Source organism: Streptomyces sp. NPDC005774 (assembly GCF_042871645.1).
Classification (GTDB): domain Bacteria; phylum Actinomycetota; class Actinomycetes; order Streptomycetales; family Streptomycetaceae; genus Streptomyces; species Streptomyces pratens.
Genome location: NZ_JBIAIV010000023.1, coordinates 58,667 through 74,318, shown reverse-complemented (window position 1 = coordinate 74,318; position 15,652 = coordinate 58,667). Strand labels below are relative to the sequence as shown.

Annotated in this window: 13 protein-coding genes and 2 tRNA genes; 5 read left to right on the top strand and 10 right to left on the bottom strand. The window is 69.6% G+C overall.

Features of this window, described 5'->3' with window-relative positions; genetic code table 11:
• Window positions 1-144: 144 nt before the first annotated feature.
• A complete protein-coding gene (locus ACFYQA_RS21390) occupies window positions 145-1,179 on the top strand; it encodes a glycoside hydrolase family 6 protein (protein ID WP_388919984.1) in 1,035 nt (344 codons plus the stop codon).
• Window positions 1,180-1,337: 158 nt separating this feature from the next.
• On the opposite strand, the gene ACFYQA_RS21385 is transcribed toward ACFYQA_RS21390, so the two are convergent.
• The 3 genes from ACFYQA_RS21385 to ACFYQA_RS21375 form a co-directional block, all read right to left on the bottom strand.
• Entirely contained in the window at window positions 1,338-3,278 is a 1,941-nt protein-coding gene (locus ACFYQA_RS21385; protein WP_388919981.1) for a galactose oxidase-like domain-containing protein, read from the bottom strand.
• Window positions 3,275-5,470, bottom strand: a complete 2,196-nt coding sequence (locus ACFYQA_RS21380; protein ID WP_388919978.1) for a glycosyltransferase family 2 protein — start codon at window positions 5,468-5,470, stop codon at window positions 3,275-3,277. Before ACFYQA_RS21380 ends, ACFYQA_RS21385 begins: the two co-directional genes overlap by 4 nt.
• Window positions 5,471-5,939: 469 nt before the next feature.
• Window positions 5,940-6,013 (bottom strand) — tRNA-Lys (locus ACFYQA_RS21375).
• A 290-nt stretch (window positions 6,014-6,303) separates the two neighbouring features.
• Between ACFYQA_RS21375 and ACFYQA_RS21370 the strand changes: the two genes are divergently transcribed.
• The 3 genes from ACFYQA_RS21370 to ACFYQA_RS21360 all read left to right on the top strand — a co-directional run bounded on the left by ACFYQA_RS21370 (window position 6,304) and on the right by ACFYQA_RS21360 (window position 9,148).
• Window positions 6,304-7,185 carry an NlpC/P60 family protein gene (locus tag ACFYQA_RS21370; protein ID WP_388919975.1) on the top strand — a complete coding sequence of 294 codons (882 nt, stop codon included), beginning with the start codon at window positions 6,304-6,306 and terminating at the stop codon, window positions 7,183-7,185.
• Window positions 7,166-8,326: an SPFH domain-containing protein gene (locus ACFYQA_RS21365; RefSeq protein ID WP_388919972.1), complete on the top strand. Its 1,161-nt coding sequence runs from the start codon at window positions 7,166-7,168 to the stop codon at window positions 8,324-8,326. The genes ACFYQA_RS21370 and ACFYQA_RS21365 overlap by 20 nt, the downstream gene beginning before the upstream one ends.
• A 216-nt stretch (window positions 8,327-8,542) precedes the next feature.
• Window positions 8,543-9,148, top strand: coding sequence for a lytic polysaccharide monooxygenase (locus ACFYQA_RS21360; RefSeq protein ID WP_388919969.1), 606 nt, complete (start codon window positions 8,543-8,545; stop codon window positions 9,146-9,148).
• A 120-nt stretch (window positions 9,149-9,268) separates the two neighbouring features.
• Here the strand turns inward: ACFYQA_RS21360 and ACFYQA_RS21355 are convergent.
• The 6 genes from ACFYQA_RS21355 to ehuB form a co-directional block, all read right to left on the bottom strand.
• Window positions 9,269-9,342: transfer RNA gene (locus ACFYQA_RS21355), tRNA-Lys, on the bottom strand.
• A gap of 134 nt (window positions 9,343-9,476) precedes the next feature.
• Entirely contained in the window at window positions 9,477-10,235 is a 759-nt protein-coding gene (locus tag ACFYQA_RS21350) for an IclR family transcriptional regulator (protein WP_388919966.1), read from the bottom strand.
• A gap of 228 nt (window positions 10,236-10,463) precedes the next feature.
• Window positions 10,464-11,303: an ectoine/hydroxyectoine ABC transporter ATP-binding protein EhuA gene (ehuA, locus tag ACFYQA_RS21345; RefSeq protein ID WP_388919963.1), complete on the bottom strand. Its 840-nt coding sequence runs from the start codon at window positions 11,301-11,303 to the stop codon at window positions 10,464-10,466.
• Complete coding sequence (gene ehuD, locus ACFYQA_RS21340; protein WP_388919960.1) at window positions 11,293-11,943, bottom strand: ectoine/hydroxyectoine ABC transporter permease subunit EhuD; 651 nt, start codon at window positions 11,941-11,943, stop codon at window positions 11,293-11,295. Before ehuD ends, ehuA begins: the two co-directional genes overlap by 11 nt.
• Window positions 11,943-12,659 (bottom strand): ectoine/hydroxyectoine ABC transporter permease subunit EhuC, encoded by a 717-nt coding sequence (gene ehuC / locus ACFYQA_RS21335; RefSeq protein ID WP_388919957.1) that lies wholly within the window; start codon window positions 12,657-12,659, stop codon window positions 11,943-11,945. The genes ehuD and ehuC overlap by 1 nt, the downstream gene beginning before the upstream one ends.
• Window positions 12,656-13,582 carry an ectoine/hydroxyectoine ABC transporter substrate-binding protein EhuB gene (ehuB, locus tag ACFYQA_RS21330; protein WP_388919954.1) on the bottom strand — a complete coding sequence of 309 codons (927 nt, stop codon included), beginning with the start codon at window positions 13,580-13,582 and terminating at the stop codon, window positions 12,656-12,658. The genes ehuC and ehuB overlap by 4 nt, the downstream gene beginning before the upstream one ends.
• Before the next feature lie 97 nt (window positions 13,583-13,679).
• Here ehuB and ACFYQA_RS21325 point away from each other — a divergent pair, with 97 nt between their 5' ends.
• Window positions 13,680-14,174 carry a DUF3830 family protein gene (locus tag ACFYQA_RS21325; RefSeq protein ID WP_332427934.1) on the top strand — a complete coding sequence of 165 codons (495 nt, stop codon included), beginning with the start codon at window positions 13,680-13,682 and terminating at the stop codon, window positions 14,172-14,174.
• On the opposite strand, the gene ACFYQA_RS21320 is transcribed toward ACFYQA_RS21325, so the two are convergent.
• On the bottom strand, window positions 14,155-15,609 hold the full coding sequence (locus ACFYQA_RS21320) for an amidase (RefSeq protein WP_388919950.1): 1,455 nt from the start codon (window positions 15,607-15,609) through the stop codon (window positions 14,155-14,157). The two genes, ACFYQA_RS21325 and ACFYQA_RS21320, sit on opposite strands and share 20 nt — an antisense overlap.
• Window positions 15,610-15,652 lie beyond the last annotated feature (43 nt).

The window sequence follows — 15,652 nt, the reverse complement described above, 5'->3', positions numbered from 1 at the left end:
CCGTGATCGCCCCAGGTGACCTACCACAGTACGACGGCCGTAACAGCTCGCGGACAAGAATGGTTCGACCTCGTGGCTGCCGCAGCGCGTATGTCAGGATTGGGACTCGGCACGCACGGAACAATTGCACCCAAGGGGGGTTGGATGTACGGCAGCAGGGGGGTCGGGGCGTTCGCCAGGAGGCGGACGTCGGCGGCGATGCTGGGGGCGGCGCTGCTGATGACAGCGTGTTCCTCCGGCGACGACGGAGGGGACGACCCGGACAGGGCGGCCGGCGCGGAGATCACGCAGCAGCCCAAGGACGCGAACCCCTTCTGGGTCAACCCGGAGGGCACGGCCGCGCAGCAGATGGCCGATCTGAGAGCGGACGGGAAGAAGCCGGAGGCCGAGCAGATCCGCAAGATAGCGGAGCAGCCCGCCGCCGAGTGGATCAGCCCGGAGAACCCGGAGGAGCAGACCCGCGGCTTCACCGAGGCGGCCGACAGGGCGGGCCGCACCGCACTGCTTGTCCTCTACAACATCCCGCACCGCGACTGCGGCCAGTACTCGCAGGGCGGTGCCGCCGACGGCAACGCCTACCGCGCCTTCATCGACAGCGTGGCCAAGGGCATCGGGGACCGGACGGCGACCGTGATCCTGGAGCCCGACGCGGTGCTCCACCTGGTCGACGGCTGCACGCCGGAGAAGTTCCACGAGGAGCGCTACGACGTCCTCAACGGTGCCGTCGACAAGCTCAAGAGCCTGAAGAACACCACGGTGTACCTGGACGCGGGCAACGCCGGCTGGGGCAACCCCGACCAGATCTTCGAGCCGCTCGAGCGGGCGGGCATCGACCGGGCCGACGGCTTCTCGGTGAACGTCTCCAACTTCTACTCCACCGAAGAGTCCATCGCCTACGGCAAGCAGCTCTCCGCCAAGGTCGGCGACAAGCCCTTCGTCGTAGACACCAGCCGCAACGGCAACGGCCCGTACACCGGGGGCGCCGCGGACGAGCGTTGGTGCAACCCGCCCGGCCGTGCCCTCGGCGAGACGCCGACGATCAAGACGGCGGACCCGCTGGTGGACGCGTATCTGTGGGTGAAGCGGCCCGGCGAGTCGGACGGCGAGTGCAAGGGCGGCCCGAAGGCCGGCGAATGGTGGGAGGACTACGCGGTGAAGCTCGCCAAGGCCGGCGACTGACCCTGCACACCCCCCCGCCCCGCGTACCGCACACCACGCATCACACACCACGCACCGCAACACCACGCACCGCATGCACGCACAGGGGGCGCCCTCCATGACGGAGGACGCCCCCTACGCGTGTGCCCGTACGTGCCGGGCGCGGGCTGCCGGGCCGGTTACGGGACCTGCACCCACTGGGCCTTGCTCGGTGTTCCGTCCGCGGTGATGGCGAACATCATGTACCAGCCCGCCTGGACCACGTTCCGGCTCTCCGGCACGGTCACCGTCAGCTTGTCGCCGTCGGTCTCGAAGTCGAGGGCGACGGAGCGCTGGTCCACGTCGGTGACGTGGGTCGAGGCGCTCGGCCGGATCAGCCGGACCTTCTTGATCGACGCGGCGTCCTTCGAGGTGAAGGTGCCGGACTCGCCGTGCTCGATGGTCTGCGGGCCGCCCGCCAGGTCGGGCTGCGCGTTCTTGCCGTAGAGGTACGGCGGCGTGTAGATCTCGATGCGCTGCTCGAACTCGCCGGGCTTGGTGTTCGCCTTGTCCCCGTACAGCGGGTCCGAGCCGAAGAACATCAGGCGGCCGTCGGGCAGCAGGATCGAACCGGCGTGGTAGTTGCGGCCCACCAGTGGATCGGCGACGCGCCTGAGCTCGTTCTCCGCCGTGTCGTAGATGCGCGCCTCGAGGATGTTGGAGTCGCCGCGCCCCCGGTAGTCCTCCGAGCCGCCCGAGATCAGCACGTTGTCGTCGGGCAGGATCGAGGCCTGTGGGTAGCGGGTGCCCTTGTCCATCGAGGGGCCGTCCTCGAAGCGCGGGCTGTCGGCCTTGAGGTCGACGATCCGGGTCTTCTCACTGGCCAGCGGGGACTCGCCGACCCCGCCGCCGCCGATCACCATGTACTTCTCGTCCTGCGCCGGGGGCAGCAGCACGGTGTTGGCCGTCTCCAGCATGTCGGCGTCGCTCATGCCGGGGACCTTGGTGAACTTGTTGGTCTCCACGTCCCAGATGCCCGGGTCGCGGCCCACGTCGTCGGGGCCGTAGCCGGCGTTCGCACCCGAGTAGAAGATTTTGTCGTTCTGCATCAGGAACAGCGCCGGGTAGGTCGGGAACTGACGGATCTTGTCCGTGTAGGTCCACTTCTTGGTCTCGGGGTCGTAGATCTCGTTCTTGCCCGGGACCAGCTGGCCGATGTCGTCGAGGCCGGAGACGCTGAGGATCTTGCCGTCGCTCAGGGTGGTGAGCGTCGGGTACCAGCGGGCCTCCTTCATCGGGTCGACCTTGATGTACTTCTCCGCGACCGGGTCGAACTCGAAGGCGTCGTCGATGCCCTGGAAGTCCTTCTTGTCCAGGGCGAGCTTCTCGGCGATGCCGTACGTGTTCTGCGCGTCCTCACCGCTGAGACCCTGCACGGTGTAGTTGTCCTGCGTACCGGTCTGGTGCTTGGCGCCTTCCTTCTGCGCCTCGACGTAGGTACGGCCGTAACCCGGGGTGTTGCCCAGGAACTCGCCGGTCTCCTCGTCGAAGTTCTTCTCGGCGCGCGGGACGAGCACCGGGTCCTTGGAGACGAAGGTCTTGCCGTTCTCCTTGCCGACGAACTTGGTCCCCGCCGGCAGGGTGATCGGCTTGTCCGGGTTCTCGTTGTGGACGACCATCAGGCCGCCCGCCTTCGTCACGTCACCCTTGAGCTTCTCGTACCGCTTGGTGCCGCCGGCGATCAGCAGGTTGCCGTTGGCGAGCTGGGTGTGGCCGGTGCAGAACAGGTCGGTCGGCGTCGGCACCTTCTTGATGGTCTTCTTGACCGGGTCCCAGATACGGGTGTCGTACTGCTTGGCGTCGAAGTTGTCCTTGTTGTTGCCGGAACCCGCGACGAGCAGCACCTTGCCGGTGTGCAGCAGCGCCGCGTGAATGGTGTTCTGGCGGTACTTCTCCGGGAACTCGACGATCTCCCAGCGGCCGTTCTCCGCCTTGTACTCCGGCTTGTTGATCTTGTACTGGTGGTATTTCTCGGATCCGAAGCGGTACAGCCACGGTCCATTCATGCCGGCCAGCGCGAGTACCACCGTGGTGCCTATCGCGATTCGACGGGCGCGACGGCGGCCTGCACGGTCGTTCATTCCTTACGTCCCCCAAGTCCACCCAGGGCGATCTGCATCGTCTGGTCATTGCCGGAGCTGTTCCCGGCACCTGTCGCTCCGCCCGGCCCCGCCGGGCCTTCCGGCTCTCCCTGCCCCGCCGGTCCGCCGTGGGAGGCGGCCCAGCTGGGCCGGTCCTGCCGGCCGTGCGCGGCGTGCGGCTGCTGCTGGGCGTGGTGCTGCTGCCCGTACTGCTGAGCCTGAGCCTGGTACTGCTGCCCCTGGTACTGACCGGGGGCCTGTGCCTGCGCCTGTGCCTGCTGCACCCGCGGGAGCGTCTGCAGCTGCTGGGTCGCGGGCTCGTGGGCGAAGTCCTTCGGTGGCTCCGCCGCCGACTGGTCGGCCGGGAGCCGGCCCGACGCATGGGCGCCGGGCGGCTTCTTCCTGTCCTGGCGCATACCGTGCCGCCAGACGAACATGGGTGCGGCCGTGATCAGCAGGGCGAACATCGCCCAGATGACCATCGCCGGGTGCGCGTGTCCGTAGACGAAACCGGCGGCGAGGGAGCCACCGAAGATCAGGATGAAGTACCAGTGGTAGCGGAAGGTGCCGAACCAGGTGTCCGGGCTGGCCGAGTCGCCCTTGGGCGTCACCACGAACTTGCTCTTGCGGCGCAGGACGGAGTCGATCAGCGCCTTCGCGTAGAGCGGCGCCGACAGCGCGGACATGACCATACCGGCCACACCGCCGGAGCCCTCCGGCTCGTGCGGGGAGACGTTGTGGCGGCGGTTCCAGATGTAGAGGCCGATCTGGAGCGCGGAGGCGTTGCCGTAGAGCATCAGCCAGACCGCGGGGTCGATGTTCACACCCGAGGCGCCCAGGCCCAGGAACAGCGCACAGCTCAGTGCGGCCAGGATCCAGTTGAGGGCCGACATCGGGTAGAAGATGATCATCATGGTGTAGTTGAAGAGCTTGCTCGGCGGCAGCGAGTACCAGCCCTTCCAGTACTGCTTGAGGATCGTCTCGTACGTCCCCCGGGACCAGCGCATCTGCTGGGTGAAGAAGTCCGTCCAGGCGTTGGGGCCCTCACCGACCGCGAGCACGTCCGGGGTGTAGACCGAACGCCACTTCTTGCCCGTCGCCGGGTTCTTGGCGCGGTGCATCTCGAAGCCGGTCGCCATGTCCTCGGTGATCGAGTCGTACAGACCGCCGATCTGCTTGAGCGCCTTGATGCGCACGGCGTTGGACGTGCCGACGAACATGGGCGAGCCGTAGCGGTTGCCGGCCCGCTGGATGAGCGCGTGGAAGAGGAACTGCTGAGACTCGGCGGCCTTGGTGACGTAGTTGTCGTAGTTCCCGTAGACCTGCGGGCCGATGACGAAGCCGACGTTCGGGTCGCGGAAGAAGCCGAGCATCCGCTCCAGGTAGTTCGCCAGCGGAATGTGGTCGGTGTCCACCGAGGCGAAGAACTCGTAGTCGTCGCCGTGCGCGTCGAGCCAGGCGTTGTAGTTGCCGTGCTTGGTCTTGGCGCGGTGCGGGCCCTTGGCCTGGTTCCACTTCGCGACGCCCTTGCGGGAGAAGTGGTGCACACCCAGACGCGCGCAGACCTCCTTCACCTCGGGGTCGTCGCCCTCGTCGAGCAGCCAGACGTGCATGGTGCCCCGGTGGCGGATCTTGACCGCCGCCTCCAGGGTCTTCGTCACCATCTCCAGCGGCTCCTTGCCGGGCACGAAGGAGGTGAGGAAGGCGACCTTGGTGCCGGTCTCGGGCACGACGGGGACCGGATCGCGGGCGACCAGCGTGGCGTGCGCGTTGGACAGCACGTTCAGGCAGCGGAAGAGCTCGATCAGACCGATCGAGACGAGCATCACGACGTCGAGGGTGGGCAGCCAGTCGAACGCCGGGTAGTCGCGCTCCGTCCAGTGCGCGGGCTGGAGCAGCCACACCAGCAGCACCACCGACAGCAGGGGGGCCGCGGCCAGCATCAGCGCGATGCGGATGCGGTGCGGCTCCTGCGAGATCAGCGAGCGGTACTGCACCGTGTACGGCTTGTTCGGATCGGGCTGGGTGAGGGGACCCGCGAGCCGGCTGTAGTGCTCGTAGTCGTATCTCGGCAGCGTCTTCTTGATCCGGCGGAAAGCGCCCGTGTTTCCGGTCCGGTGCGCTGGCACCCTGAGCTGGGTGGTCTGGGACGGGTCGTCGTCCCTTTGGGCGCCCGACGGCGTCGACGTCATGAGTGTCATCCCCCCACACGCGGTCTCGCCGCGTGTTTCGTCGCTTCTTTCCGCCCGTGTGCGGTCCCCCTCGACCGACCCGGGCGTGTCAATGGTGGATCGCTGTCACCACGGCACCCACACCATATAGACACGGCACAGCGCTCCATACGGTTGCATAACGCGTCCCCCGTGGCATCACCCGGAGGGCGGGATCCCTTGTCCCGCGCCGTCCGCGATCCGGTCTTCCGCCCCCCCAACGGCCGCGAACCCGCGGCATCGTGAAGGAACCAGGTTGGACGGGTTTCATCATGATCGCAAGCTGTGAAATTTGGCGCTCACCGGTCATACGACCCCATTGTGACGGTCGGGGGAGTCGCGTGGGGCTCCTGTTCCATGCGTGTGACAAAGAGGAGACGTTCAACGGGCGCGAGAGGATTTCCGGCCAAAGGCAACGGGCCCCTCGGTGACGAGGAGCCCGTGCTGTCGGTGCGCCGCCAGGGACTCGAACCCCGGACCCGCTGATTAAGAGTCAGCTGCTCTAACCAACTGAGCTAGCGGCGCTCGCTGACCCCATAACTCTACCGGACCCCGGCGGGTGCTCCCGACCATCCGCCGGGGCGGGGTCCCGGATACCGTCCCGCGTCCCGTCCCGGCGTCGTCGCCCGCGCCGGTGCGCTTGCATCATTCGGACCGTCAGAGTGCGTGCCCCGTGGACAGTTGAGAAGCTGATTTTTATGCACAGACGTGACTTATTTCACCAGGTGTTTGATCGGGTATGTGGCCGGAATCGTGAGGAGAGCCGCCCGGATGACCCGGGCCGCTCGGACGGCGGGGAGCGCATGGAGTCTCCGGTGTTCGAGGAATTCGATCCCGTGAGCGACTGCGACTGCCCTGGCTGTGTGCACGGGCGGCGTGCGCTCGTCCCTCCCCGCTCGCCGGTCGTCCGTACAGCCGGTCGGCGAGCGGTGTTCCGCCTTTTCGTCCTGGCCGCCGCCGCGGTGTCGGCGGTGATCGGCGCGTACGCGGCCCCAGCCCTGGCCGCCCCGCACACCACCGGCCGGCCCGGCCTTCCCGGGGTCCGGGGTGCCCCCGACGACGAGGGGCCCGCCACCCCGCAGGGGCCGAGGGGGCCGCTGTACGGCCCCGACGGCCGGACGACCGATCCCGCGGATCCCGCATATCCCGCGGACCCCTCGCCCCCGTCGTCGGTCCGCGTGATCACCCGCGCGGACATCATCGAACGGGCCGAGAAGTGGGTCGCCGCGAAGGTGCCGTACAGCGTGTCCGCGTACTGGTCCGACGGATACCGGCAGGACTGCTCGGGCTTCGTCTCGATGGTGTGGGACCTGCCCGCGAACGAATGGACCGGAAGCCTCGGACAGTACGCGCAGAAGATCACGAAGGCGGAACTCCAGCCGGGGGACATGCTGCTGTTCCACAACGCGGCCGACCCGCAGGGCGGCTCCCACGTCGTCCTCTTCGGCGGCTGGACGGACAGCGCGCGCACCACCTACGTCGCCTACGAGCAGACCCGCCCGAACACGCTCCGGCGGTCCACCCCGTACGCCTACTGGAACAACTCCGCGGGCTACGTCCCGTACCGGTACCTGGGCGTGACCGCTTCCGCCCGCGGGTGGACCCCCGTGGACGGGCTGCCGGGCTCGCTGACCTGGGAGCTGCTGAAGGCCGGCGGCGTGAAGGCTGGAGGCACGTATGACCCTGACCACTCCTGACGCTCCCCGCCCTCCTGGCCCACACGCCCCCGACCCGCACGCCCCTGATTCCCGCACTCCCGAACCCGGGCGTCCGGCCGGGAGCGTGCGCCCGGCGGCGGGGCGGTCCGGGCGGGTGATCCGCAACGAGTCCACCACCGAGATCCCCGTCCATCTGCTGTTCCGCGACGGCCCCGACCCGGTGCCCGCGCGGCTGCGCCCCGCGGTCGTCGGGTGCCGGCAGGGCACGGGGGAGCAGCCGCGGCTCCGTCGCCCGGCCGCCGAAGCGTCCCGGCCACCCGTACCGGGGGCCGACCCCGGGCCGGCGGAGCGGCCCGCCCGGGTGCTGTCCGGGGGCGCGGGAGTGCTCGCCGGGATGTGCGGGGCGGCCGGGTGCGTGGCCACCTCGTGGTGGGCGGGCGTCCTGCCACCGGTGGGGGCCGTCGCGCTCGGGCCCGCGCAGTGGGCGGCGTACACGGCTGCCGGGGCTCTCGGCCTGTTCGGGTTCGGCGGGCTGGCGCGCGGCCGGACCGGGCGGGCCTGGGTGCTCGGCCTGTTCGGCCGCTACCGCGGGACCGTCCGGCGTACCGGCCTGTTGTGGGTGAACCCGCTGCTGCTGCGCCGCCGGGTCGACGTACGGCTGCGCCACTGGCGCAGTGAGCCGATGCAGGCGGCCGACCGCGGCGGGGTGGCGCTGCGGGTGGTCGTCCTGGTCGTGTGGCGGGTGCGGGACACCGCGCGGGCCACCCTGGGTGTCGAGGACCACGAGAGGTACGTGCGCGAGTGCGTCGAGGCGGCGCTGCTCCGGGTGCCGGTGGAGGCGCCGGGCGAGCCGGGCGGTGCGGCGGGCGCGGCGCAGGACGCGCTGACCCGGCTGGTCGCGGCGGACGCCGGCCCGGTGGGGATCGAGGTGTTCGCGGTGCGGCCGGTCCGGGTGGAGTACGTCCCCGAGGTGGCCGCCGCCATACACCGGCGCCGGATCGCCGAGCTGGACGCCCGGCGGCGGGCGAGCGCGCTCACCTCGGTCGTGGACTCGGTGGAGGACACGGTGACCCGGCTGACCCTGCGAGGCCTGGTGCACCTGGACGACTACGAGCGCAAGGTGCTGGTGAAGGACCTGACGGTGGCGTTCTGCGCAGGGCGGGGGGAGACAGAGGCGTAGAGAGACGAGGGCGTAGGGAGACAAGGGTGTAGGGAGACAAGGGTGCAGGGACTGCCGTGGCCGGGGCGAGCCGGGTGGGGGGAAGGCGTCGAACGGGTTGCGTTATTGGTATGGACATGCTCAACCGGCGGCCCTAATCTGAAACTTGGTCTAGACCTACCTGCATCAGCTCACTGACACTCCCCCCACTCCCCCACGTTCCCCAGGAGCGGCAGCATGCGCACACAGACCAAGCTGTACGCAGCCGCGGTGGGGCTGGCCACGACCGGAGCGCTCGTGTTCTCCTCCGGCGGTGCCAGCGGCCACGGCTACACCGATCTCCCCATCAGCAGGCAGAAGCTCTGCCAGAACGGCGGCGTCACCAACTGCGGTTCCATCCAGTGGGAGCCGCAGAGCGTCGAGGGCCCCAAAGGCTTCCCCGGCTCCGGCGCCGCCGACGGCCGGCTCTGTTCGGCCAACAACACGCCGTTCGCCCAGCTCGACAGCCCGAAGACACCCTCGGGCGGCGCCTGGCCGGCCACCAGGGTGTCGGGCGGCCAGAACTACACCTTCCGGTGGCAGTTCACGGCCATGCACGCCACCAGCGACTTCTCGTACTACATCACCAAGCCGGGCTGGAACCAGAACCACAACCTGGCCCGGTCCGACCTCAACCTCACCCCGTTCCTGAAGGTGCCCTACAACGGACAGCGCCCGCCGCAGACGCTCTCGCACAGCGGCACGCTCCCGTCCGGGCTGAGCGGGCGCCACGTCATCCTCGCGGTGTGGTCGGTCGCCGACACGGCCAACGCGTTCTACGCCTGCTCGGACGTCACCTTCTGACGCGCTCTCCGGCGTCACCCGTCCGGCACCGAGCCCCGACGCCGCACCCCGGCCGGGTGTGATCCGCGCCCGGCCGGGCACGCAAAAGGGCCTCTCGCTCACACGAGAGGCCCTTCACTGTGCGCCGCCAGGGACTCGAACCCCGGACCCGCTGATTAAGAGTCAGCTGCTCTAACCAACTGAGCTAGCGGCGCATGACTCCGCCGTCCGCTTTCGCGGTCGGCGACGCGGAAAATACTACCCGCTCCCGGGGGGTGCTTCCGACCGCGCGCCGGCCCGATGCCTCCCGGTGCCCCCCATGTCCCCCATGCCCCCCACGCCCCGCTCCCTAGATCGTCAGCGACAGCAGCACCTGGGCCGCGTTGCGGTTGAGGGTTTCGGCGGCCTGGCGCAGGCGGTGGGCGTGCTCGACGGGCAGGGACAGGGCCAGGCAGCCCACCGAGGAACCGGCGGTGACCGGGACCGCCGCGCAGACCGTGCCGATCGCGTACTCCTGGAGGTCGAGCACCGGCACCGTGGGCGGGTGGGCCGCCAGCCGGGACAGCAGCACATGGTCGCTGGTGATGGTGCGCGAGGTGAGCCGGATCGTCCGGTGCCGGGCGAGATGCTCACGCCGGCCGTTGTGGTCCAGCTGGGTCAGCAGGCTCTTGCCGACGGCGGTGGCGTGGGCCGCGTCGCGGAAGTCCACCCACTCGTGGACCTTCGGGAGGGACGGCCCGGCCGCGTACTGGGTGACCTTCACCTCGCCGTCCACGTACCGGCTCATGTAGACGGCGGCGCCCACGCGGTCGCGGAGCCGGTCCAGGGTGCGCTGGATCTTGCTGTGCAGTGCCGCTTCGTGTTCATGGGCCGAGCCGAGGCGGGTGAAGGCCTCCCCGGCGACGTACGCGCCGTCGGCGCCCTGTTCCACGTAGGCCTCGCGGCGCAGCATCGGCAGGAGCGTGGTCAGTCGCTCCGGGCCGAGGCCGGTCTCCCGGGCGAGCTGGGTGTCGGTGACTCCGGTGGTGTGCCGCGCCACCGTGTCCAGGACGCGCAGGGCGTCCTGGACCGAATGGTGCGGGGCGGTCGGCTTGTGCTTCAGCGCCACGGTTTCCCCCTGCGCTCGCTCATGGTGCCGCAATCCGGTCAGCGAATCCTCTCCACGATAGCCGTCAAGCGGCTTTCATGGAGCGGGTGTTGACGAGATTTCGGCTCTCCCAACTGCGGCGCCGGTCCACGGGCATATGCCAAGGGGATGTCCCGGCATGTGGACCTCGGGCGTTGCCCCGGGACCGCCCGCCCCGGACACCGCCCGCCCCCTGACATCGCCCCGCCGTCACAGGACCGCGCTGAGGAACTCCCGGGTCCGGTCGTGCTCGGGCTCGTTGAAGATCTTCTCCGGCGGGGCCGACTCGATGATCCGGCCCTGGTCGAACATCAGGACGCGGTCGGAGATGTCCCGGGCGAAGTTCATCTCATGGGTGACGCAGAGCATCGTGATGTCGGTGGAGCGGGCGATGTCCCGCAGCACGTCCAGGACACCCGCGACCAGCTCCGGGTCGAGCGCCGAGGTCACCTCGTCGAGGAGCAGCACCTGCGGCCGCATGGCCAGCGCCCGCGCGATCGCCACCCGCTGCTGCTGACCACCGGACAGCTGCGAGGGGTGCTTGTCGATGTGCTCGGTCAGCCCGACCATCTCGAGCAGTTCCCGCGCCCGCTCCTCGGCCTCGTCCTTGGGCAGGCCGAGCACGGTGACCGGCGCTTCGGTGATGTTCCGCAGCACGGTCATGTTCGGGAACAGGTTGAAGTGCTGGAAGACCATCCCGATCTTCTTGCGGATCTCGCGGACCTGCTTCTCCTGCGCGGGGAACAACTGGTCCCCGTCGACGGTGATCGTGCCCTCCTCGGGCTTCAGCAGCGTCATCAGCAGCCGCAGGATCGTCGTCTTGCCCGACCCGGACGGCCCGATCAGGGTGACGTGCTTTCCGGCGTCCACGGAGAAGTCCAGGTTGTCCAGGACCGTGTTGGACCCGAACCGCTTGGTGACCCTCTCCAGCCGGATCAGCTCGCTGCCGGCGGCGCGGGCGGTGCCGACAGCCGGGTCGGCCGCCTTCTCGGGGCCGGGGCCGTCGCCGGGGACGGGAGGGGTGCTGGGCTGGGTGCTGTCAGTGGACAAGGCGTCGCTCCAGGGCTCGCAGGGCAAGGGAGGCCAGGTAGGAGATGACGATGAAGGCGAAGCCGATCACCGTCAGGGGCTCGGTGAACTGGAAGTGCTGCTGGGAGAACAGGCGGGCCTCACCGAGCATCTCCAGCACGGTGATCGCCATCAGCAGGGGCGTGTCCTTCAGCATCGAGATGACGTAGTTGCCGAGCGCGGGGACCACCCTGCGTACGGCCTGCGGCAGGATCACCGCGGTCCACGTCCGGCGCAGCGGCAGGTTCAGTGCCGTCGCCGCCTCCCACTGGCCCACCGGCACGGCCTCGATGCCCGCACGGTAGACCTGCATCGTGTACGTCGAGTAGTGCAGACCGATGGCGAAGATGCCGGTGGTCAGCGCCGAGAAGGTCACACCCCACTCGGGCAGCACGTAGAACAGGAAGAACAGCTGCACCAGCAGCGGAGTGTTACGGACGAACTCCGTCACCGCGCCGACCGGCCAGGTCACCCAGCGGGACGGCACCCGCATCAGCAGGGCCCACACCAGGCCGAGGACGAACGAGATCAGGGAGCCGAGAACCAGGATCTGCAGGGTGACCAGCAGACCGTCCCAGAAATACGGCATGAAGTCGGAGACCGCGCTCCAGTCCCACTTCATCAGACACCTCCCCCGCCGACACCGGTCGTCTCGGCCCGCTTCAGTTCCAGATCGGGTTCGGGCACAGGCTTCTTTCCGACGCCGGCCTTCAGCTTCTTCTCCAGGCCACGCATGATCCGGGTGAGCAGGAAGGCGATCACGAAGTAGATCAGCAGGACGTACGTGTAGATCTCGGCGCTCTCCTGCAGCGCCAGACGCACCAGGTTGGCGCTGAACGCCAGATCACCCATGCCCATGATCGACACCAGGGCGGTGCCCTTGAGCAGCTCGATCAGCAGGTTGGAGAACGGCGGAATCATCTCCGGCACCGCCTGCGGCAGCATGATCAGCCGCATCCGCTGCGCGGGCGTGAAGCTGAGGGCGATCCCGCCCTCACGCTGCGCCGGATCGACGGCGGCCAGCGCGCCGCGCACGATCTCCGAGCCGTAGGCGCCATAGGTCAGGCCGAGCGCCAGCGTGCCCGCCCACAGCGGCACCAGCTGCCAGCCGAAGGCCGGGGGCAGCACGAAGAACACCCAGAAGATCATCACCAGCGCCGAGGTGCCGCGGAACACCTCGGTGTAGAGGCCCGCGAGGAAGCGGACGAACTTCAGCCGGTGGGTGCGCGCGATGCCGACCACGAAGGAGACCGCGGCCGCGAGCAGCGCGCTGAGCACCAGCAGCTGGATCGTGACCCAGACGCCCTTGAGCACGAGTTCCCAGAGTCCTGAGGTCATCCGCCGCACAGCTCCTTCGCGGTCAGATCCGTCATCTCGTCCTCGGTGAAACCGAACGGCCGCAGGATCCGCAGCAGCTCGCCGCTCTCCTTCAGCTTCGCCAGCTCCTCGTTGAAGGCGTCGCGCAGATTCGTCTCGGTGGGGCGGAACGCGAAACCGCCGCCGTCGGTGTGCGGCTTTCCGTCGACGATCGGATGGAACGGCTTGGTGGCCTCCGCCTTTGCGGACTTCTTCACCACCTCGCGGGTGGTGAGCGCCGTACCGGCGAAGACGTCGACCCGCCCGGCCTCCACCGCGTTCAGTCCGGCGACCTGGTCGGGGACGATCAGAATGTCGCCCTCCGGATATCCGGCCTCGACCGCGTACGCGATCTCCGCGTATCCGGTGCCGGTGGCGAATTTCGCCTTTTTCTCGACGACGTCCTTGTAGCTGGTCAGCCCTTTCGGGTTGCCTTTGCGCACGATGAAAGAATCGAGCATCTGGTAGTCGGGGTCGGAGAATATGACCTGCTCGCAGCGGTCGGGGTTGATGTACATCCCGGCGGCCACGACATCGAACTGCTGCGAGTTCAGACCCGGGATCAGCGAACCGAACTCGGTGGGCACGGGCTGTACCCGATCCACGCCGAGCCGCTTGAAGATGACCTTCGCGAGCTCCGGCGCCTCCCCGGTCAGGTTGCCGTCCTTGTCGATGTAGCCGAAGGGGATCTCGCCGGCGATTCCCAGGCGGACCACACCCGCCGCCTTGAGCCGTTCGAGCTGTTCACCGCCGCCCGTGCTCGTCTCGGTGGGTACGCGCGAGCAGCCCGCCGCGCCCAGTGCGCCGAGCGCCGCGACCCCCGCGAGCAGCGACCGGCGGGAGGGCCCGACGGGCGCGAACGCTTCCCCGCGTCGTCTCAGTGGTTTTCCCAGTGGTGGAGCCATGGCGGCGCGGCTACCCGAATCGATGCCGAGTATTCCCGCCAGTTTCGGCCCCGTTCGGCGGTCGGGCGGTCTTGACCGATGCGGGACGATGGGGCACATGATTCACCGATATGTCGAGGTCTCCCTGGTCAAACGTGGAATCACCTGTACGGCCCGATTGCTCGACGATCGCGCGCCGGTCACCTGCGCGGCCGTCTGGGACTCCCTGCCCCTGTCCGGCGACGTCTATCACGCCAAATATGCCCGCAATGAGATCTACGCCCTTTTCCCGCCTTTCGCGCCGTCCGAGCCGCCGCTGGAGAACCCGACGGTCACCCCCATTCCGGGAGATCTCTGCTATTTCTCCTTCGCGGGCGCGGAACTGGGCACCAAGGCCTACGGCTACGACCGCGAGGTCGGCCCCGGCGCCACGGTCGTGGACCTGGCCCTGTTCTACGAGCGCAACAACCTGCTGCTGAACGGCGACGTGGGCTGGGTGCCCGGCATCGTCTGGGGCCAGGTCGTCGAAGGCCTGGCGGAGATGGCCGACGGGTGCAACGACCTGTGGCGCACGGGCGCGGCGGGGGAGAGCCTCAGCTTCCGGCGGGCGTGAGCCCGGTTCCCCCGGCCGCCCAGGACTCCCCGGCCGCCCCGGACTCGTACAGCGCGTGGGCCGCCCGCAGCACCAGCGCGTCGGCATGACGGGCGGCCACGAGCTGGACGCCGACCGGCAGCCCGGCCGCGTCGGTGCCGACGGGGACGGTCGCCGCGGGCTGCTGGGTCAGGTTGAACGGGTAGGTGAACGGGGTCCAGCCCGTCCACCGCCGGTGTCCCGACCCCTTCGGCACCTCCACGCCCGCCTCGAACGCGGTGCGGGGCACGGTCGGAGTGACCAGCAGGTCGTAGGTGTCGTGGAAGCGGCCCATGCGCCGGCCCAGATCCATCCGGACATCGACCGCCGCCAGATAGTCCAGCGCCGACCGGCGCGCCCCGGTGGCGCAGATCTCGCGCAGCCCGGGATCCAGCAGAGCGCGCTGCTCACGGGTGAGGTGCTGCACCACCCGCGCGGCCCCCGCGAACCACAGGGTGTGGAAAGCGTCCGCCGGGTCGGAGAAGTCCGGGTCGGTCTCCTCCACGTACGCGCCGAGCGCGGCCAGCCGCTCCACCGCCTGCCGTACCGCCGCCGCGACCTGTGGAGCCACCGCCACCTGCCCGCCCAGCGACGGCGAGTACGCCACCCGCAGCCCCCGCACCCCGCCGCCCAGCCCCTCCCGGAACGAGCCGGGCGCCGGGGCCAGCGCCGACCAGTCGCGGGAGTCCGGGCCGCTGATCACATCCATCAGCAGTGCCGCGTCCGCCGCGTCCCGCGTCATCGGGCCGACGTGCGCCAGCGTGCCGAACGCGCTCGCCGGATACAGCGGCACCCTCCCGTACGTCGGCTTCAACGCGAAGACGCCGCAGAACGCCGCCGGGATGCGGACACTGCCCCCGCCGTCCGTCCCCAGCGCCAGCGGCCCCGCGCCCAGCGCCACGGCAGCCGCCGCGCCTCCGCTGGAGCCCCCCGCGGTGCGCGCCGGGTCGTACGGGTTGCGGGTGACGCCGCTGAGCGGGGAGTCCGTCACGCCCTTCCAGCCGAACTCGGGGGTCGTCGTCTTGCCCAGGAAGACGGCGCCGTGCTCCCGCAGCCGGGCCACCGACGGCGCGTCCTCGTCCCAGCGGCCCGCCGGGTCGACGGCGCGCGAGCCGCGCAGGGTCGGGGCGCCGCGCAGCAGCAGGATGTCCTTCACCGTGACCGGCACCCCGTCGAGCAGCCCGTGCGGCTCGCCGCGCCGCCACCGCTCCTCGGACGCGGCGGCCTGTTCCAGCGCCTGATCGGGGAAGAGCCGGACGAACGCGTTGACCTCCGGCTGGATCTCCCGTGCCCGCTCCAGCGCCGCGCGGGTCACCGCCACGGGACCGAACGCGCCGGTGCGGTAGCCGTCGAGGAGCCGCACGGCGGTGAGGGACGTGAGGGCGGTGCGGTCGGTGTGGTCGGTGCCTCGGGTCATCCACGCTCCCGGGTGGTCAGGGGTGCCGAGTGGTCAGGGGTGC